This is a genomic window from Acidovorax sp. SRB_14 (assembly GCF_012932145.1).
Lineage (GTDB): Bacteria > Pseudomonadota > Gammaproteobacteria > Burkholderiales > Burkholderiaceae_C > Simplicispira.
Genome location: NZ_MWOK01000002.1, coordinates 124,370 through 144,058 on the forward strand (window position 1 = coordinate 124,370; position 19,689 = coordinate 144,058).

The 19,689-nt window shown below is 69.1% G+C and carries 16 protein-coding genes; 12 read left to right on the forward strand and 4 right to left on the reverse strand.

The window, feature by feature from the left end:
- Positions 1-10 precede the first annotated feature (10 nt).
- Positions 11-829 (forward strand): thiazole synthase, encoded by an 819-nt coding sequence (locus B2J86_RS02540; protein WP_169168408.1) that lies wholly within the window; start codon positions 11-13, stop codon positions 827-829.
- 10 nt (positions 830-839) lie between these two features.
- The gene (locus B2J86_RS02545; protein ID WP_173024649.1) at positions 840-1,745 is read left to right on the forward strand and encodes a thiamine phosphate synthase; all 906 of its coding nucleotides are present in this window, start codon (positions 840-842) and stop codon (positions 1,743-1,745) included.
- Positions 1,746-1,841: 96 nt separating this feature from the next.
- Here B2J86_RS02545 and B2J86_RS02550 read toward each other — a convergent pair whose 3' ends face one another.
- The gene (locus B2J86_RS02550; protein ID WP_173024650.1) at positions 1,842-3,959 is read right to left on the reverse strand and encodes a hypothetical protein; all 2,118 of its coding nucleotides are present in this window, start codon (positions 3,957-3,959) and stop codon (positions 1,842-1,844) included.
- A gap of 70 nt (positions 3,960-4,029) precedes the next feature.
- On the opposite strand from B2J86_RS02550, the gene B2J86_RS02555 reads away from it, so the two are divergent.
- From B2J86_RS02555 to B2J86_RS02575, 5 genes are all read left to right on the forward strand, one after another.
- Entirely contained in the window at positions 4,030-5,550 is a 1,521-nt protein-coding gene (locus B2J86_RS02555; RefSeq protein WP_173024651.1) for a 3-hydroxyacyl-CoA dehydrogenase, read from the forward strand.
- A 43-nt stretch (positions 5,551-5,593) separates the two neighbouring features.
- Complete coding sequence (locus B2J86_RS02560) at positions 5,594-6,370, forward strand: oxepin-CoA hydrolase, alternative type (RefSeq protein ID WP_173024652.1); 777 nt, start codon at positions 5,594-5,596, stop codon at positions 6,368-6,370.
- A gap of 195 nt (positions 6,371-6,565) precedes the next feature.
- Positions 6,566-7,285: a Crp/Fnr family transcriptional regulator gene (locus B2J86_RS02565; protein WP_169167181.1), complete on the forward strand. Its 720-nt coding sequence runs from the start codon at positions 6,566-6,568 to the stop codon at positions 7,283-7,285.
- A gap of 6 nt (positions 7,286-7,291) precedes the next feature.
- Positions 7,292-8,377, forward strand: coding sequence for a phosphotransferase (locus B2J86_RS02570; protein ID WP_169633164.1), 1,086 nt, complete (start codon positions 7,292-7,294; stop codon positions 8,375-8,377).
- A 35-nt stretch (positions 8,378-8,412) separates the two neighbouring features.
- A complete protein-coding gene (locus B2J86_RS02575; protein WP_173024653.1) occupies positions 8,413-9,687 on the forward strand; it encodes an acyl-CoA dehydrogenase family protein in 1,275 nt (424 codons plus the stop codon).
- A gap of 135 nt (positions 9,688-9,822) precedes the next feature.
- Here B2J86_RS02575 and cls read toward each other — a convergent pair whose 3' ends face one another.
- The gene (cls, locus tag B2J86_RS02580; protein WP_169633162.1) at positions 9,823-11,238 is read right to left on the reverse strand and encodes a cardiolipin synthase; all 1,416 of its coding nucleotides are present in this window, start codon (positions 11,236-11,238) and stop codon (positions 9,823-9,825) included.
- A gap of 217 nt (positions 11,239-11,455) precedes the next feature.
- Positions 11,456-12,817 carry a TIGR03862 family flavoprotein gene (locus B2J86_RS02585; protein ID WP_173024654.1) on the reverse strand — a complete coding sequence of 454 codons (1,362 nt, stop codon included), beginning with the start codon at positions 12,815-12,817 and terminating at the stop codon, positions 11,456-11,458.
- Between the two features lie 142 nt (positions 12,818-12,959).
- On the opposite strand from B2J86_RS02585, the gene trxA reads away from it, so the two are divergent.
- The 5 genes from trxA (at position 12,960) to B2J86_RS02610 (ending at position 18,340) form a co-directional block, all read left to right on the forward strand.
- Complete coding sequence (gene trxA / locus B2J86_RS02590) at positions 12,960-13,292, forward strand: thioredoxin TrxA (protein ID WP_169167186.1); 333 nt, start codon at positions 12,960-12,962, stop codon at positions 13,290-13,292.
- A gap of 264 nt (positions 13,293-13,556) precedes the next feature.
- Positions 13,557-14,819 carry a transcription termination factor Rho gene (rho, locus tag B2J86_RS02595; RefSeq protein WP_169167187.1) on the forward strand — a complete coding sequence of 421 codons (1,263 nt, stop codon included), beginning with the start codon at positions 13,557-13,559 and terminating at the stop codon, positions 14,817-14,819.
- A 121-nt stretch (positions 14,820-14,940) separates the two neighbouring features.
- A complete protein-coding gene (locus B2J86_RS02600; RefSeq protein WP_169167188.1) occupies positions 14,941-15,198 on the forward strand; it encodes a type B 50S ribosomal protein L31 in 258 nt (85 codons plus the stop codon).
- 97 nt (positions 15,199-15,295) lie between these two features.
- Positions 15,296-16,999, forward strand: coding sequence for a hypothetical protein (locus tag B2J86_RS02605; RefSeq protein WP_173024655.1), 1,704 nt, complete (start codon positions 15,296-15,298; stop codon positions 16,997-16,999).
- Positions 17,000-18,340, forward strand: a complete 1,341-nt coding sequence (locus B2J86_RS02610) for an MATE family efflux transporter (RefSeq protein ID WP_169167190.1) — start codon at positions 17,000-17,002, stop codon at positions 18,338-18,340.
- Here the strand turns inward: B2J86_RS02610 and phoR are convergent.
- Positions 18,321-19,685, reverse strand: coding sequence for a phosphate regulon sensor histidine kinase PhoR (gene phoR / locus B2J86_RS02615; protein ID WP_173024656.1), 1,365 nt, complete (start codon positions 19,683-19,685; stop codon positions 18,321-18,323). The genes B2J86_RS02610 and phoR overlap by 20 nt on opposite strands.
- Between the last annotated feature and the right edge of the window lie 4 nt (positions 19,686-19,689).

Sequence of the window (19,689 nt, forward strand, 5' to 3'; positions counted from 1 at the left end):
GCGCATTGCCATGAACACCACCCCTTCTGACGACGCCCTGGTCCTGTACGGCCAGTCCTTCTCCAGCCGCCTGCTGCTGGGCACGGCTCGCTACCCGTCGCCGGCCACGCTCAAGGCCGCGGTGCAGCGCGCCCGCCCGGCCATGGTCACGGCCTCGCTGCGCCGCCAGGGCAGCGGCGATGCGGACGCAGGCCACAACAGCTTTTGGGAGCTGCTGCGCGAGCTCGACGTGCCGGTGCTGCCCAACACCGCGGGCTGCCACAGCGTGCAGGAGGCCATCACCACCTCGCACATGGCGCGCGAGGTGTTCAACACGCCGTGGATCAAGCTCGAAGTGATCGGCGACGACTACACGCTGCAGCCCGACACGCTGAACCTGGTCGCCGCGGCCGAGCAGCTCATCCGCGACGGGTTCTACGTGCTGCCCTACTGCACCGAAGACCTGGTGCTGTGCCAGCGCCTGGTCGACGTCGGCTGCCAGGCCGTCATGCCCTGGGCGGCGCCGATCGGCACCGGGCGCGGCCCCGTCAACCCCTATGCGCTGCAGGTGCTGCGCGAGCGGCTGGCCGTGCCGCTGCTGGTCGATGCGGGCCTGGGCCTGCCCTCGCATGCCTGCCAGGTGATGGAATGGGGCTACGACGGCGTGCTGCTGAATACCGCCGTGGCGCTGGCGCAGGACCCGGTCGCGATGGCCGGCGCCTTTGCCGACGCCGTGCAGGCCGGCCGCAGCGCACGCCGCGCCGGCGCCATGCAGCCACAGCACAGTGCCCAGCCCAGCACGCCGGTGCTGGGCACGCCGTTCTGGCACCACGAGCAGCCCTCGGCCTGAGACCCCAGCCATGATCGACACCGACACCCTGGCCCAGGACATCGTGCGCCACCACACGGGCACGTTCACGCCGAGCACGCCACAGCCAGTCCCGGCATCCGAGGGCACCTCTCCGGTGTACCGCGCGGCGCTGGCGGCCTGCAGCGCTCTCGGCTTCATCGCCGCCGATGCCCGCTGCCTGGCGCGCGCCTGGCAGGCCCGCGCCGAGCGCACAGACGCTGTCAATGCCGCAACCTGGCCCGATGAGCCCCAAGACTTCGGCCTGCAGGCGCTGCCACAGCAAAACGCCTTCGCCGCGTGCCCGCGGGCGCTCGGCCTGTACGCGGTGCTGCCCGACGCCGCCTGGGTCGGCCGCATGGCGCGCGCCGGCGTGCCGACGGTGCAGCTGCGCTTCAAGAGCGAGGACGCCGCCGCCATCGCGCACGAGGTGCAGGCCGCTGTGCACGCGGTGCAGGGCACGGGCGCGCTGCTGTTCATCAACGACCACTGGCAGGCCGCCCTGGCCGCGGGCGCCTATGGCCTGCACCTGGGCCAGGAGGACCTCGACGCGATGCGCCCCGACGACCTGGCCACGCTGCGCCGCGCCGGCCTGCGCCTGGGCGTGAGCACGCATGGCTATGCCGAAATGCTGCGCGCCGATGCCGTGGGGCCGAGCTATGTCGCCATGGGGGCGGTGTTCCCGACCACGCTCAAGCGCATGGCCACGGCCCCGCAGGGCCTGGGCCGGCTCGCCGCCTATGCGCGCCTGATGCAAAGCTACCCGCTGGTGGCGATCGGTGGCATTGGTGCCGAGCATTTCGCGCAGGTGCGGGCCACGAGCGTGGGCTCGATTGCGGTGGTGCGCGCCCTGGTCAATGCGCCCGACCCGGAGGCGGCAGCGGCGCAGCTGCAACGGGCGCTGCACGCGCCGCATTGAATACCCATGAAAACAGCCTCAAACGCTGATCTGGCAAGCGCTTGAAGCTACCAAAAACATAGTCCGCGCTGCAGTGCCGCGATGCGCTCATCCGGGCTAGCGGTCGCCGAGGTCGAAGCGCGCTTCCACGCGGTCGCTGTGGGCGCCAAAGCCGCGCGGCTGCTCGCGCTGGGGCGGCGGCGTCACCGGCATCGCGGGCAGCTCGCTGCCGGTCAGCGGCGGCAGCGCCCAGTCGTTGGCGCCGGCCGGCTCGCTCAAATCGAGGTCCAAGTCCAGGTCGAGCGGGTCCGGCTGCGGCGCTGCCAGGGGCGCATCCAGGCCGAGGGCGGCATAGCCCGAATCGGACACCAGCTCCAGGTCGTAGTCCATCAGACTGGCGGGCACCGATGGCACGAAGAGCGCCGCAGCCGCGGCCGCCTGCGGAGTCAACCCGTGCGGTTCGGGCGCCGGCAGCGGCTCGGGGGCCGACACCGGCGTAGTGCGGGCCCTTGGCGGCGGCGCGCCGCGGGCCCTCGGTGGCGTGGTGCGGGCAATGGCGTACAGCAGCAGCAGATCGTCGTAGGCGGCCAGGTCGAAGCGCGCGGTGTCGGTGCCCTCGTGGCAAAACAGCAGGCCATCGAGCAGCGCCAGCACGGCGGCATCGCTCCACAGCGCCTCGATCTGCGCCAGTGCCTCGGGCCAGTCCAGCAGCGTGCGGCTGGCGCGGTGGAACACGCCGAACTCGGGAATCTGCGCGTTGAAATAGCGGTGGAACTGGTCACGCAGGCTGTTGAAATCGCCCACGCGGCTGAGCGAGTGGTAGAGCCGCAACAGCTCCAGATAGGCCAGCGGCGAGCTGCGCTCGTTGTCGGCGATGTGCCGCTTCATGACGCCGATGGCCTGGTCGTGCTCGCCCACCGAGACAAAGAACTCGGCCTGCTGCTGCAGGTCGAACAGGTCTTCGGGGTTGACCACCTCCGCCGGCGCCGCCGGGGCGCTGGCGGCCGGCAGCGGCCACGCCCCGGACGAGCCGGTCGCCGCGACCATGCTGCGCGCCAGGCCCATGCGCTCACGGGCCACCGGCGCAGGTTCGGCGGCTGGCGATGCCGGCTCCGGTGCCGCGGACAGGAGCGGCGGCGGCGGTGGCGGTGCGGTGGGCACGGCCCAATCGGCTTCGGCGGCGCTGGCGCTGGACGTCACCAGGCCGCGCCACGCCTGCTCGGCCCGCTGCGCCTGCGCGCGCGCGCGGGTCCACAACAGCCCCAGCACGGCCAGCGCGGCGGCCAGCAGGGCCACGAGGGCGTACACCACACTGGCAGAAAATCGCTCGTCCTGATCGCGGGCCAGACGCTGCTGCAACTCGGCCGCAGCAGCCTGCGCTGCGGCGGCGCGGGTGCGCGCAGCGTCCGCCTCGCCCTGCTGCTGGCGCAGGCGTGCGTTCGCCTCCTGCACCTCGGACACCGGTGTATTCAAGGCCTTCCAGAGCGCGGCAGCCTGGGCGCGCTGGGCGTCCGTCACCTCTGGCGGCGGCGCCGACAGCTGCGGCGACAAGCGCAGCGGCAAGGGGCCGGGCTCGCCGTTGTCGAGCCAACTGCCCAGCGGCTCCATCACCAGGCGCGACCGGGGCGCGGCCACGGGCGCTGGTGGTCGCGCGGCACTGCGTGCCGCGGGCTTGGCGGGCGCTGCCACGGCCTTGCGCGGCGCCTGGGCCCCCGGCGCGGCAGCGCGCCGCGGCGCGGCGACGGGCGCCGTTGCGGCCTCGGCGGCCTGGGGTGCACTGCGTTGGGGGTCGCGGGCCGCAGCCACAGCGGGCTGCGGTGTGACCGAGGGAATGGCGACCGGCGCCGTGCCGGCAGCCACGCTGGCCGGCAGCTCGGCAAAGAAGTGGTAGGTGCGCGCGATGGCGCCCGAGCAGCCGGCGGTCAGGCGCACCGTCAATACCGGTTCATTGACCACGACCGATGAGCGCACGCGCACCGTGGGCGCCTGTCCAGCCACAACGGGCTGGAATGCCAGGCGCAGGCGCGCGCTGTCGATTTGGGTTTCGCCCTGCAGGGCATCGGCGGCGAAACAGGCCGCATCGAGGCCGACACCGGGATCGGTGCGGACTTCGAAGACGAGATCGATCGGCTGGCCCAGCACCACCCGGCCCTGGGCAGGGCCCAGCGACAGCGCAGACGCATGACCTGCCGCCAGACCCCAACCAATCCCGATTAATGCGTTACTAAATTTCACATTTATTTCTGATATTTCGTCAGCATTCTTGCATACGTCGATTGGCGCGGGCCACAGAGATAATGCCGCCATGACTATCGAATTTTCCACCGTAGGCGTCGTTGGCTCTGGGGCCATGGGACGCGGCATCGCCCAGATCGCAGCCCAGGCGGGCAGCCAGGTCTGGTTGCACGACGTGTCTCCCGGCGCCGCCGAGGCCGCGCGCAGCAGCATCCAGGCCCAGTGGCAGCGGCTTGCAGACAAAGGCCGGATGGAGGCCGCCCAGGTGGCCGAGCTGGGCCAGCGGCTGCACATCGCCGGCGGCATGGCCGACTTGGCGCCGTGCACGCTGGTGGTCGAGGCCATCGTCGAGCGGCTGGACGCCAAGCAGGCCCTGTTTGCCGCGCTGGAGGGCGTGCTGGCCCCCGGCGCCGTGCTCGCCACCAACACCTCTTCGCTGTCGGTCACCGCCATCGGCGCCGGCCTGAAGCGCCCCGAGCGCCTAGCGGGCTTTCACTTCTTCAACCCCGTGCCCCTGATGAAGGTGGTCGAAGTGGTGGCTGGCCTGCAGACCGACCCGGCCGTCTGCACCGCATTGGCGCGCTTTGCGCAGCAAATGGGCCACACGCCCGTGCAGGCGCAGGACACGCCGGGCTTCATCGTCAACCACGCGGGCCGCGGCTTTGGCACCGAGGCGCTGCGCATCGTCAGCGAAGGCGTGGCGGACTTCGCCACCATCGACCGCATCCTGCGCGACCAGGCCGGCTTCAAGCTCGGCCCGTTCGAACTGATGGACCTGACCGCGCTCGACGTGTCGCACCCGGTCATGGAGTCGATCTACCGCCAGTACTACGACGAGCCGCGCTTTCGCCCCAGCCCCATCACCGCCCAGCGGCTGGCCGGCGGCATGCTGGGCAAGAAGACCGGCGCCGGGTTTTACCGCTACGCCGATGGCGTGGCGCAGCTGCCCGCGGAGCCGGCCACCCCGGTCGTGGCAGAGATCCCGCCCATCTGGGTGTCGCCGCGCGCGGCGCGCCGTGCCGAGCTCTACCATCTGCTCAAGGACCTGGGCGCGCCCATCGAGACCGGCACCTCGCCCTCGCCCACGGCACTGACCCTGGTGGCGCCGCTCGGGTTTGACGTGACCACCGTGGCCGTGGTCGAACGGCTCGACCCGGCGCGCACCATCGGCATCGACATGCTGATCGACGACGCCAGCACGCGCCGGCGCGTGCTGGCGACAAACCCGGCCACGCGCGTGGACATCCGCGACGCCGCGCACGCGCTGTTCGCGCGCGACGGCAAGGCCGTGAGCGTCATTCGCGACAGCGGCGGCTTCGTCACGCAGCGCGTGGTGGCGACTATCGTCAACATCGCCAGCGACATCTGCCAGCAAGGCATCTGCAGCCCCAAGGACCTCGAAACCGCCGTCACGCTGGGCCTGGGCTACCCGATGGGGCCGCTGGCGATGGGCAACCGTTGGGGGCCGACCAACATCCTCGAAGTGCTGTTCAACCTGCAGACCGTCTACGGCGACCCGCGCTACCGCCCCAGCCCCTGGCTGCGCCGGCGCGGCGCCATCGGCCTGAGCCTGCTGCACGAAGAAGAGTGATCCGCGCCGAAGCACCGCGCCCACCCCACCGCCCACCCCGCCCATGCCCGCAGAACTCCACAGCACCAGCGAGGGCCAGACCCTCGTCCTGACCCTGAGCAACCCGGGCCTGCGCAACGCGCTCGACCCGGCCCTGTACGCCGCCGGCGTCGAGGCGCTCAACGGCTGCGAGCGCAGCGCCGACGTGCGCTGCGTGGTCATCACCGGCGCAGGCGGCATGTTCAGCGCGGGCGACGACCTGCACCGCCTGCAGGCCCACCGCGCGCTGGGCGCCGAGGTGCCGGCGCAAAGCCTCGACGGGCTGAACCACTGGATCGAAACCCTGCGCACCTACCCCAAGCCCGTGATTGCAGCGGTCGAGGGCGCGGCGGCGGGAGCGGCCTTCTCGCTCGCGCTGGCCTGCGACCTGATCGTGGCCGGGCGCGACGCGGTGTTTTCGACGGCCTACAGCCGCGTGGGCCTGTCGCCCGACGGCGGCGCGAGCTGGAGCCTGGCGCAGGCGCTGCCGCGCCAGCTCGCGGCCGAGCTGCTGCTGTGCGGCGACGGCATCGCGGCCGAGCGGCTGCACGCGCTCGGCGTGGTCAACCGCATGGCCGCGCCCGGCCAGGCCCTGGCCGCAGCCCTGGCCCTGGCGCACGAACTCAACGCCCGCGCGCCCAACGCGCTGGCCAGCGCCAAGGAGCTGCTGGCCGAGGCGCCGCAGCAGACCCTGGCCGAGCAGCTGGCGGCCGAGCGCGCGCACTTTCTGCGCAATCTCTACCACCCGCATGCCGGCGAAGGCATCGCCGCGTTCCTCGAAAAGCGCGCTGCGCGCTACTGAATAAATAGCTCCTCGCGCTTACACCATAAGCGCCAGAGGCCTATTCATTCAAACTCCGGAAAACCTGGCCGGCACCGCCCACGCGGCGCGGCGGGCCGGCAGGGCGCGCCAGGCACGCTGGCGACAGGCCGCGCCACGCCGCGCCGGTCCCCCGCGTGACAATGAAGCCCTCCCCAGTCACCCACAAGACAGCCCATGGACGACCCGATTCTTACCATCGATGAACGTGAAGCGATCAACTCCGGTCGCTGGTTTTCTTCCCTCTCCCCCTCCCTACGCCACGACATACTGCGATGCGCCTACGTCAAACGCCACAAGGATGGCAGCCTCATCGCTGCACGCGGCGACCCGCCCGAGGAGTGGGTGGCCTGCGCCAAGGGCGCGGTGCGCGTGAGCTCGACCTCGATCTCGGGCAAGCAGATCACGCTGACCTATGTCGAGCCGGGCATCTGGTTTGGCGACGTCTCGATCTTCGACGGCGACCGGCGCACGCACGATGCCTATGCGCACGGCGACACGACCACGCTGTGCGTTGCCAAGGCCGACTTCAAGAAGATCCTCGACACGCATGTCGAGCTCTACGACGCACTCTTGCGCCTGCATGCGCGGCGCATCCGCCAGCTCTACGGCCTGGTCGAAGACCTCAACACGCTGCCGCTGCGCGCGCGCCTGGCCAAGCAGCTGCTGCACCTGGTGCGCAGCTACGGCATTCCCAGCCTGGCGCACGGCGACGAGGTGCGCATCGGCCTGCAGCTGGCGCAGGAAGAGCTGGCGCAGTTGCTGGGCGCCTCGCGCCAGCGCGTTAACCAGGAACTCAAGGCCATGGAGCGCGAGGACACCATCCGCATCGAGCCGGGCGGCCTGGTGGTGCGCGACCGCAGCGCCCTGATGCGCATCACTGAAATGGAGCACTGAATCCCCATGGGCAATTTCGACCACTTCATCGGCACCCGGGCGGTCTCGGGATCGCACGCGTTTGACACCGCCGCCCTGAGCGCCTGGCTCGCGCAGCACCTCGAAGGCTTTGCCGGCCCGCTGGAGGTCGAGATGTTCAAGGGCGGGCAGTCCAACCCGACCTACAAGCTCAACACGCCGGGCAAGAGCTATGTGATGCGCTCCAAGCCCGGCCCGGTGGCCAAGCTGCTGCCCTCGGCGCACGCGGTCGAGCGCGAATTTGCCGTGATGCGCGGCCTGCACGGCACCGGCGTGCCCGTGCCGCAGATGCATGTGCTGTGCGAGGACGAGACCGTGATCGGGCGCGCCTTCTACATCATGGAGTTCATGCAGGGCCGCGTGCTCTGGGACCAGGCCCTGCCGGGCATGGCGCCGGCCGAGCGCGGCGCCATCTACGACGAGATGAACCGCGTCATCGCCGCGCTGCACACCGTGCCGTTTGCCGAGCGCGGCCTGGCCGGCTACGGCAAGCCGGGCAACTACTTCGATCGCCAGATCGGGCGCTGGAGCAAGCAATACCTCGCCTCGGTCACCCAGCCCATCCCCGAGATGGACCGGCTGATGGAATGGCTGCCCGCGCACATGCCGGCGAGCGCGCGCGATGAAAGCAAGGTGTCCATCGTGCACGGCGACTACCGCCTCGACAACCTCATGTTCCACGCAACCGAGCCGCGCGTGATCGCCGTGCTCGACTGGGAGCTGTCCACGCTGGGCCACCCGCTGGCCGACTTCAGCTACCACTGCATGGCCTGGAACATCCCGACCGGCATGTTCCGCGGCATCGGCGGGCTGGACCTGGCGTCGCTGGGCATTCCGAGCGAGGACGACTACATCGCGCGCTACTGCGAGCGCACGGGCCTGGCCACGCCGCGGGAGCTGCGCGCCGACTGGAACTTCTACATGGCCTACAACATGTTCCGCATCGCCGCCATCCTGCAGGGCATCGCCAAGCGCGTGGAGGCGGGTACGGCGTCGAGCGCGCAGGCCAAGGCCTCGGGCGAAGGCGCGCGGCCCATGGCCGAGCTGGCCTGGGCCTTTGCGCAGCGCGGCTGAGCCGCAGGCCACCCATTTTTTTCACGGAGGACCCCATGGACTTTGACTATTCACCCAAAACCAAGGAGCTGCAGGCCCGGCTGCTCCAGTTCATGGACGCGCACATCTACCCTGCCGAAGCCCAGTACACCGCCGAACTGGCCGCCAACACGGCGGCGGGAAAGCGCTGGAGCGCGCTGTCCACCATCGAAAACCTCAAGCCCAAGGCCCAGGCCGCCGGCCTGTGGAACCTGTTCCTGCCGGTCGACAGCGCCGCCGCCTCGGGCTACGAGGGCGCGGGCCTGACCAACCAGGAATACGCGCCGCTGGCCGAAATCATGGGCCGCGTGCCGTGGGCCAGCGAGGTGTTCAACTGCTCGGCACCCGACACCGGCAACATGGAGACCATCGCGCGCTATGGCGACGAAGCCAACAAGGCGCGCTGGCTCAAGCCCCTGCTCGAAGGCAAGATCCGCTCGGCCTTCGCCATGACCGAGCCCGACGTGGCGTCGAGCGACGCCACCAATATCGAAACGCGCATCGAACGCCAGGGCGACGAGTACGTCATCAACGGCCGCAAGTGGTGGATCTCAGGCGCCGCCGACCCGCGCTGCGCGGTGTTCGTCACCATGGGCAAGACCGACCCCGAGGCCGCGCGCCACTCGCAGCAAAGCATGGTGCTGGTGCCCGCCGACACCCAGGGCATCACCATCATCCGCCCGCTCAACGTGTTCGGCTACGACGACGCGCCGCACGGCCACGTCGAGATGACTTTCGAGAACGTGCGCGTGCCGGTCAGCAACATCCTGCTGGGCGAGGGCCGCGGCTTCGAGATCGCCCAAGGGCGCCTGGGCCCCGGGCGCATCCACCACTGCATGCGCCTGATCGGCCTGGCCGAGCGCGCGCTCGAACTGATGTGCAAGCGCGCCAGCAGCCGCACCGCGTTTGGCAAGACCGTGGCCCAGCAGACGGTGACGCAGGAGCGCATTGCCGAAGCGCGCTGCAAGATCGACATGGCGCGCCTGCTCACGCTCAAGGCCGCCTGGCTGATGGACACCGCCGGCAACAAGGTCGCGCGCACCGAGATCGCCATGATCAAGGTGGTGGCGCCGAGCATGGCGTGTCAAGTGATCGACTGGGCCATGCAGGTGCATGGCGGGGGCGGCATGTGCGACGACTTCCCGCTGGCCTACGCCTACGCGGGCGCGCGCACGCTGCGCTTTGCCGACGGCCCCGACGAAGTGCACCGCAACGCCATCGCCAAGTGGGAGCTGGGCAAGTACGGCGCCTACGGCAGGGACGCGGGCGTCCCCGTGACGCGCGGCGCCTGAGCCTTCCCGCCGCACCCGGCCCCGGCCGGGCGGCCCGGCAAAAACCCCTGGCGCTGCCACAGCCCCACGGGTTTTCATTTTTGATAGCTGCCAGCGCTTGCCAGTCCAGCGTTTGAAGCACTTTTCGCTCATATTTCAGAGCCAGTATTCCCACAGCCGCGCAAAGCCCTCCTGGAAGCGCAGGTGCAGCGGTCGGCGCTCCCACTGCTCCAGCGTCACCGCGTCCGACGCCGCCAGGTCCTTGCGGAACATCGCGTCCACCTGCTGGCCGAACTCCGTGCCCAGCACCACGGCATTGAGCTCGTGGTTGTGCAGGAAGCTGCGCCAGTCGAGGTTGGTCGAACCCACCGTGGCCCACACACCATCGACCAGCGCGGTCTTGGAATGCAGCACGCGCCCGCGCCGCTCGTAGATTTTCACGCCCGCGCGCAGCAGTTGGCCGTAGTAGTTGCGCCCGGCATGGAACACCAGCCACGAGTCGGTCTGGCTCGGCAGGATCAGTGTCACCTCGACGCCGCGCCGCGCCGCCCCTTCAAGCGCCGCGAGCAGCTGCGGGTCGGGTGCGAAATAGGCATTGGTGATCTGTATGCGGGTTTCGGCACTGTCAATGGCCGACAGCAGCGTGGCGTAGATCAGGCTGAAAGGCTCCTCGGGCGAGCTGCCAATGGCGCGCACGACGTCGTGCCCGACACGCTGGGGCTCCGGAAACCACTGCCGCACCTCAAGCGGATCCCCGCCCTGCTGCACCCAGGTCGCCAGGAACAGCTTTTGCAGCTCGGCCACGACCGGCCCCTCCAGCTGCAGATCGGTGTCGCGCCAGGCGAGCTGGCCATTGGGGCGCGCAGGCCTGAGCCCCTTGAACGAACCGCTCGAATACACGCCGCTGATATTGATGCCGCCGAGGAACGCGGTCCGGCCGTCCACGACCAGCAGTTTGCGGTGGTCGCGCTGGTTCAGCTCCCACTGCTTGCGCGCCATCAGCGGATTGATCGGGTTGAATTCGAGCACGCGCACGCCAGCGTCGGCCATTTGCGCAAAGAAGTCCGTGGGCGTGCGTATGGTGCCGACGCTGTCGCGGATCAGGTTGACCTGCACACCCTCGCGCTGCTTGGCCACCAGCGCGCTGGCAAACCGCTGGCCAACCTCGTCGTCGTCGAAGATGTAGGTCTCCATGTGGATGTGGTCGCGCGCGCCCTCGATGGCGGCGAGCATCGCGGTGTAGGTCGCGGGTCCATCGCGCAGCAGCTGCACGCGGTTGCCGGTGGTGAGCGGGCTGCCGACGATGGCCTCTTCGAGCGCCAGGTGGCGTTCGAAGATGTCGGTGTTCGGGCTGCGGCTGCGCAGGCGATCGAGCACGGCCTTGCTTTGCGCGGCCGACAGCGGGCCCTGCACGCCCTCAAGCAGCACAGTCTTGGCGGGCCGGGCCAGGTCTGGCACGACCCTGGGCAGGCTGCTGCAGGCGCTCACGCCCAGCAGGCAGCAGGCCGCCAGGGCACGCAGCGCGCGCCATGCGGCTGGCAGCTGTGCGCGAATCGGGAAAGAAGGCAACATGCGCAGTCCTTGTCGAAGCGGTCCGGAAAGCAAAAAACTTTCGTCCCGAGATGCATCTTAGGACGTGCGCAGGGCCTTTTCAGCAGGGCACTCCCAAGCCGGGCACACGCGCTTGCCCGGCAGCCCAGCCACGGCCCGCGGCACGCCTTGCATTTCGCTCTTGGCGCGCTGCCTGAACACGCCCACCGCTTTCAAGCGGCCCGGTCCTGCCGCCGCGTCAGGCGTCCCCTGCGCCGCGCTGTGCCTGCAGCCAGTGCGCCGCGCCCTGCCCGGCCTTCCACCCTGTGGCCATGCAGGCGGTGAGCAGGTAGCCGCCTGTGGGTGCCTCCCAGTCGATCATTTCTCCGGCGCAGAACACGCCGGGCAGCGCGTCCAGCATGAGCTGTTCATCGAGCGCCTCGAAGGCCACACCGCCGGCCGTGCTGATGGCTTCGTCGAGCGGGCGGGCGGCCACCACGGTGACCGGCAGCGCCTTGATGGCGGCGGCCAGGCGCGCTGCATCGGCCACCCCCTCCTTGCCCAGCTGCTCGTAGAGGATCGCCATCTTGATCCCGTCGAGCCCCAGGCGGCTCTTGAGATGGCTGGACAGCGAGCGGGTGCCGCGCGGATGGCGCACCTCGGCCAACACGCGCTCGGGCGAGTGGTCGGGCAGCAGGTCCAGCGCGAAGGTGGCGCTGCCGTGGGCCTCTATTTCATCGCGCAGCAGCGCCGACACGGCATAGATGAGGCTGCCTTCCACGCCCGTAGCAGTGGCCACGAATTCGCCGCGCCGGCTGAAATGGCGCCCCGCGCTGTCCGTGAACGCAAGGGCCACCGACTTGAAGGGCTGCCCCGCAAAGCGCTCGGTGAAGTGCGGCGTCCATCCGACGGCCGGGGCCATGCCCTGGCCCACGAGCTCCTTGAGAAACGCGCGGCGGGTCTCGCCCGCGGGTTCCAGGCCCTGCCCGAACACGTCAAAGCCGCAGTTGGCCGGCCGCAAGGCGGACACCGCAATGGCACGCGCCGCCAGCCAGGGCACCCAGGCGCCGTCCGAGCCCAGGCGTGCCCAGCTCGCGCCCCCGAGCGCCAGCACCGTGGTGCGTGCGGTCACCCGCACGCTGCCGGCGGGCGCCGTGAATTGCAGTGCGCCGCTGTCGTCCCATCCCGTCCAGCGGTGGCGCATGTGAAAGCGCACGCCCAGGCCGCGCAGGCGCTGCAGCCAGGCCCGCAGCAGGGGGGCGGCCTTCAGGTCGGCAGGGAAGACGCGGCCCGAGGTCCCGACGAAGGTGTCGATGCCCAGCCCGTGGGCCCAGGCGCGCACCTGCGGCGCGCCGAAATGCTCCAGCAACGGTGCAATCCAGGCCTGCCGCTCGCCATAGCGCGTGGCAAAGGCGTCCTGGGGTTCTGCGTGCGTGAGGTTCAGGCCGCCCTTGCCCGCCAGCAGAAATTTGCGTCCCACGGTGGGCATGGCATCAAACAGGTGCACCGCCAGGCCGGCTTGCGCCAGCGTCTCTGCGGCCATCAGCCCGGCGGGCCCGGCGCCGATGACGGCCGCCTCGCAGGTGAAGGGGGTGGATTCGGAGGAAATTAGGGTATTCATGGTTGGATGTGCGCCTGCGCCACGGGCATTTTTTGCTATCACGCTCATAGCGCTCAGCCCTAGGGCCACTGCGGTGCAGACGCTGGTTTCTGTCACAATGACCGCACTTTATCCCGACCGCCCCCCATCTAAGGAAAGCGCCATGGCAAGCGAACTGATCAAACACCTTTCTGACACCAGCTTTGAAGCCGACGTGCTGCAAGCCGCCACCCCCGTGCTGGTGGATTACTGGGCCGAATGGTGCGGCCCGTGCAAGATGATCGCGCCGATCCTCGACGAAGTCGCGGGCGCCTACCAGGGCAAGCTCACGATCGCCAAGATGAACGTCGACGAGAACCGCGAAATCCCCGCCAAGTTCGGCATTCGCGGCATTCCCACGCTGATGCTGTTCAAGGACGGCCAGCTCGCAGCGACCAAGGTCGGCGCCATGAGCAAGGCGCAACTGACGGCCTTCATCGACCAGCAATTGGCCTGATACCGCGTCCTTGCTGTCCGCTGCGCCCCTGCCGGTGCAGTGGATGCCCAGCCCCATCCCTCCCGCACTCCCCAGCATTTACGGTGCATCGTCCCAGCGGCAACCCAGGCCCACCACTTTTCCTGTCATAATCTGCGCTGATCACGGGCTCGCACGCATTGGCAGCCCTTTCGAGATCCCAGGCATGCCGGGGCTGCAAACAGCAGCCACTCCAGCACCTCGCCTTCCCCCTGATTCACACCAGCTCCGCCAAGGAGTCACCCCATGCACCTCAACGAACTCAAGGCACTGCACGTGTCTGAAGTCCTCAAGCAGGCCGAAGAGCTTGAAATCGAAAACGGCGGCCGCATGCGCAAGCAGGAATTGATGTTTGCCATCATCAAGAAGCGCGCCAAGGCGGGGGAGCAGATCTTTGCCGACGGCGTGCTCGAAATCCTGCCCGACGGCTTTGGATTCTTGCGCAGCCCCGACACCAGCTACACCGCCAGCACCGACGACATCTACATCTCGCCCAGCCAGGTGCGCCGATTCAATCTGCACACGGGCGACATGATCGAAGGCGAAGTGCGCACGCCCAAGGACGGCGAGCGCTACTTCGCCCTGACCAAGCTCGACAAGGTCAACGACGGCCCGCCCGAGCAGAACAAGCACAAGGTGATGTTCGAAAACCTGACGCCGCTGTTCCCCAAGGAGCAGATGCGCCTGGAGCGCGAAGTCAAGAGCGAAGAGAACATCACCGGCCGCATCATCGACATCATTGCGCCCATCGGCCGCGGCCAGCGTGCCCTGATCGTCGCCCCGCCCAAGAGCGGCAAGACGGTGATGATGCAACACATCGCCCACGCCATCACGGCCAACAACCCCGACGTGCACCTGATGGTGCTGCTGGTGGACGAGCGCCCTGAAGAAGTGACCGAAATGCAGCGCACGGTCAAGGGCGAGATCATCGCCTCAACATTCGACGAGCCCGCCGCGCGCCACGTGCACGTGGCCGAGATGGTGATCGAGCGCGCCAAGCGCCTGGTCGAACTCAAGAAGGACGTGGTGATCCTGCTGGACTCGATCACCCGCCTGGCCCGTGCCTACAACAACGTGGTGCCCTCGTCGGGCAAGGTACTCTCGGGCGGTGTCGATGCTGCAGCGCTGCAGCGCCCCAAGCGCTTCTTCGGCGCCGCGCGCAAGGTCGAGGAAGGCGGTTCGCTGACCATCATCGCCACGGCGCTGGTCGACACCGGCAGCCGCATGGACGAGGTGATCTTTGAAGAGTTCAAGGGCACCGGCAACTGCGAGATCCACCTGAACCGCCGCCTGTACGAAAAGCGCGTATTCCCCGCCATCGAGCTCAACAAGAGCGGCACGCGCCGCGAAGAGTTGCTGCTGGCGCCCGAGATCCTGCAGAAGACACGCATCCTGCGCCAGTTCATGTACAACATGGACGAGATCGAGTCGATGGAACTGATGATCAAGAACATGAAATCCACCAAGAGCAATGTGGAGTTCTTCGACATGATGCGCCGCGGTGGCTGAGCCTTGCTCAGGTGTGCAATAATCGAGGGCTTTTTCTGCGGAAAGTACGCACAATGCTCACCGGCGCAAGGGTTGCACCGGGTTGTGCACGGCTACCGCACTTGACCCATAAGGATTGATCATGAAAGAAGGCATTCACCCCAACTACCGCGAAGTTTGCTTCCAGGACATGTCCAACGGCTTCAAGTTCGTGACCCGTTCTTGCGTGAACAGCAAGGAAATGATCAAGATGGAAGACGGTCGCGAACTGCCGCTGTTCAAGCTGGATACCACCAGCGAATCGCACCCCTTCTACACCGGCACGCAAAAGTCGGTGGACAACATGGGTGGCCGCGTGGAACGCTTCCGCAACCGCTTCGGCAAGACCGCGGCGAAGTAAACCCCGCTTCTCCCGCCAAAAAGGCAGCCCGGGCAACCGCGCTGCCTTTTTGTTTGCGTTTATTCTCGACCGGACCTCCATTTGCCCCTTTGAGCGCGTGAACCTGCCTACCCCTGCCATCGTCCCCCAAAGCGCCGTGCGCCGGCTGCCGCGCTGGGCACTGCTGCTGCTGTGCCTGGCCTACATCGTTCCCGGCTTCGTCGGGCGCGATCCCTGGCGTGGTGCCGACATGGCCGCCACGGGCTACATGCTGGAGCTGGCGCAGGAGCGCAGCAGCTGGTGGGCACCGCTGCTGGGCGGCATGCCCCCCGACACCGACGGCCTGCTGCCCTACTGGATGGGCGCCTGGGCCATGCAGCTCGCCCCGTCAGGCATTTCGCCAGAACTGGCGGCGCGACTGCCGTTTGCCGCCTTGCTCGCGCTGACGCTGGTGGCGACCTGGTACGGCGTGTACTGCCTGGCGCGCAGCCCGGGAGCGCAGCCCGTGGCCTTCGCGTTTGGCGGCGAAGCCCAGCCCCGAGACTACGCACGCGCCATGGCCGACGGCGGCCTGCTGGCGCTGCTGGCCTGCCTGGGTCTGGCGCAGCCCTCGCACGAAGCCACGTCCTACCTGACCCAGCTGTGCTGCACGGCGCTGGTGTTCTTTGCGCTCGCGGCTGCGCCGTACCGCACCGCCGCCCCGCTGCTGGCGCTGGTGGCGGGCCTGGCGGGCCTGGTGCTCAGCGGCGCGCCGGCGCTGGCGCTGCTGTATGCGCTGGGCGGCGCGGCGCTGTGCCTGTGCTCGCCCGCCAGCAGCGGCCAGCCCCAGCGGCACCTGCGCGCCATGGGCCTGGTTTTGCTGGCAGCGGCACTGGCAGCGGCCGTCCTGGCGTGGTCGCTGCAGCTGTGGCGCTGGCGCATCGACAGCGCCTATGACGACCCCAGCGAGTGGGCCAGTTTTGCGCGCTTGCTGCTGTGGTTTTGCTGGCCCGCCTGGCCACTGGCGCTGTGGACGCTGTGGCGCTGGCGCAAACAGATTGCCAGCCGCCAGCTCCACCGCCACCTTCTGCTGCCGCTGTGGTTCGCCCTGGTGGCCGTGGCCGCGGCGTTCACCACGCAGCCATCGGACCGCGCGCTGCTGCTCGGTCTGCCTGCCATGGCGACCCTGGCGGCGTTTGCGCTGCCCACGCTGCGCCGCAGCGTGGCGGCGCTGATCGACTGGTTCACCCTGCTGTTCTTCTCTGCCTCGGCCATTGCCATCTGGGTGGTCTGGACTTCCACGCAAACCGGCGTGCCGGCCCAGCCTGCGGCCAACGTGGCCAAGCTCGCGCCGGGCTTTGTACCGGAATTTTCGGCCTTCACGCTGGCCGTGGCCCTTGCGGCCACCGCGGCCTGGTGTGCGCTGGTGGCCTGGCGTACCGGCCGCCACCGCGCCGCGATCTGGAAGAGCCTGGTGCTGCCTGCCGCCGGCGCCACGCTGGGGTGGCTGCTGCTGCTGACGCTGTGGCTGCCCATGCTCAACTATGCCCGCAGCGATGCGCCGCAGGTCCAGAGCATCCTGCAGGTGGTCGGACAGCCGCCCTGCGTGCTCGGCGCAGGGCTCAACCGCAGCCAGATCGCAGCGCTGCGCTACCACGGCAAGCTCATCGTGCAGCCGGCCGAAGGCACGGCGCACTGCCCCTGGCTGCTGGTGGCGGACCGCCGTACCCCCAGCGCGCCATCAGCCGGTGTGGATGGGCAGCAGTGGACACTGGCGGCCCAGCTCGCGCGCCCGACCGACAGGAGCGACTTCATCTGGGTGTACCGGCGCAGCAGCCCCTGAATGTCCGAGCGCGGCACCCTCATCCGCCACGCGCTCACCGTGCTGGCTGGGCAACTGGCCGTCATGGCGTTCGGCGTCACCGACACCATCGTGGCGGGCCGGCATTCCGAGGCTTCGCTGGCGGCGCTGTCCATCGGTTCGGCCATTTTCGTGAGCGTCTATGTCGCCCTGATGGGCGTGCTGCAGGCCCTGCTGCCGGTGTGGGCCGAGCAGCGCGGTGCCAAGGCGCCCGCCCGCATGGGCGCGTCTTTCCGCCAGGCCCTGTACCTGTGCGCGATGGCGTCGGCGCTGGGCATGGCCCTCCTGCTCTCTCCCGCTGCCGTGCTCGAATGGACCAGCGTGCCGCCTGCCCTGCGCACGCCGGTGACCCAGTACCTGGCCGTGCTGGCGCTGGCCCTGCCGCCGGCCTTGCTGTTCCGCATGTTCAGCACACTCACCCAGGCGCTGGGCCACCCGCAGCTGGTCACCTGGCTGCAATTGGCCTCGCTGTTCATCAAGCTGCCGCTCTCGGTCTGGTTCACGTTTGGCGGTGCCGGCGTGCCGTCGCTGGGCGCCGTCGGCTGTGCCTGGGCCACGCTGGCGGTCAATTACGCCATGCTGGGCCTGGGGGTGTGGCTGCTGCGCACGCAGGAGCTGTATGGCCCGCTGCGCATCTGGCAGCGCATGGAGCGCCCCGACTGGCGGCAGATCGGTGCGCTGGCGCGGCTGGGCATACCGGCAGGCCTGGCGGTCACGGTCGAGGTCACCTCGTTCACGCTGATGGCGCTGTTCATCGCACGCCAGGGCATGCTGGCATCGGCAAGCCACCAGATCGCGGCCAACCTGGCCGCCGTGCTCTACATGGTGCCGCTGTCGCTGGCGATTGCGGCCAGCGCGCGCGTGGGGTTTTGGCGCGGCGCGGGCGACGACGACCGGGCACGCGCCGCAGCCTGGATGGGATTTCGGCTTGCAGCGCTGATGGGCATTGGGCTCTCAGCTCTGTTATTCATAGCAAGAGGCCGCATTGCAGCGGTCTATTCGCCACAGGCAGAGGTGATTGCGCTCACGGCACAGCTGCTGGTGTGGGTGGCGCTGTACCACCTGGCCGACGCCGTGCAGACGGTGTGCGTGTTTGTGCTGCGCTGCTACCGCATCACGGTGGCGCCCCTGTTGGTGTATGGCGTCTTGCTGTGGGGCGGTGGCCTGGGCCTGGGGTATGTGCTCGCCTACCGGGGCCTGGGCGCCTGGGCGCCGCGGCCCTCGCCCGCGCCGTTCTGGGCTACCAGCGCGTTGGCGCTGGCGGTCACGGCGGTGTTCTTCACGGGAATGCTGCGGCGCGCGGTCAGGCCGCAGCCGCGCTGACGACACCCGGTAGTTGGGGAACGCGCAGCCGGTTGGCCGGGAAATGCACGGAAAAGGTCGCGCCCTTTCCGGGCACGCTGTCGATCTGCAACGAAGCGCCATGGCGCTGCAGCACATGCTTGACGATGGCCAGCCCCAAACCCGTGCCGCCGGTCTCGCGCGAGCGGCTGCGGTCCACACGATAAAAGCGCTCGGTCAGGCGCGGGATGTGCACGGGATCGATGCCCGGGCCGGTGTCGGCCACCGAAAACACCGCCCCGCCATCGGGCGCCCGGGTCCACGACACCCGGATCGTGCCGGGGGTCGGTGTGTAGCGCACCGCATTGCCGACCAGGTTCGACAGCGCGCTTTGCAGCTCGGCCGGAACACCTGCGATCTCTCCGAGGCTCTGCAGCACCTGCGGCGGCGGAAACTCGAGTGCATGCACGCGCCGGGGTTCGGGCGCCACCAGGGCCGACAGCGCGCGCGCCTCGTCCTCGCAGGCCCGCAGCAGCTGTGCCACAGGCGTCCACTCGGCCAGACCGGGCAACGGGCTGCCTTCCAGGCGCGAGAGCGCCAGCAGGCCACTGACCACGCTTTGCATGCGCGCCGCCTGCTGCGCCATCAGTGCCAGGTAGCGCTGCTGCTCCTCGGACGGCAGGGCCAGTGTCTGCAATGTTTCGACAAAGCCGCTGAGCACGGTCAGCGGGGTGCGGATCTCGTGCGAGACGTTGGCGACAAAATCGCGCCGCATGGCGTCGGCCTGCTCCAGCGTCGTCACATCGCGCGACAGCAGCAGGCTGCGTCCCTGGCCATAGGGGTGCAGCTGCACCGACAGGCGCACCGGGCGCGAGGGCGTGCTTTGCCGGCCCGCGATCACCACGGCCGAGGCGAAGTCACGTCCGGCGTAGTAGGCGCTGAAATCGGGGTGGCGCACCAGGTTGCCAATCGACTGCAGCAGATCGCGCTCGGCATCGATGCCGAAATGCGCGGCTGCGATCTGGTTGCACCACTCGATGCAGCCTTCGGCGTTGAGCAAAATCACGCCGTTGGGCGAAGCCTGCAGCGCAGACAGCACTTCCTGCAGGCGCTGCTCGCTTTCTTGCACCTGGCCCTGCATCTGCCGCAGCAGGCGGCGCACCCGGTCGCTTGCCTCACCCCACAGGCCGTAAAGGCGGGGTGCCTGCGCCAGGTCACCATGGCGCAGCCAGCGCAAGACGCGCCCACCGCGCACCATGTCCCAGACAAACCAGATCCACGCCGCCGCCGCTGCGCCCACGGCCGCGCCCCATGGCCCCGCCTTCCACCAGCCCACCAGCCCACCCGCGAGTTGCCACGACAAGAAAACCACAAAGCGAAAGAACATAGAG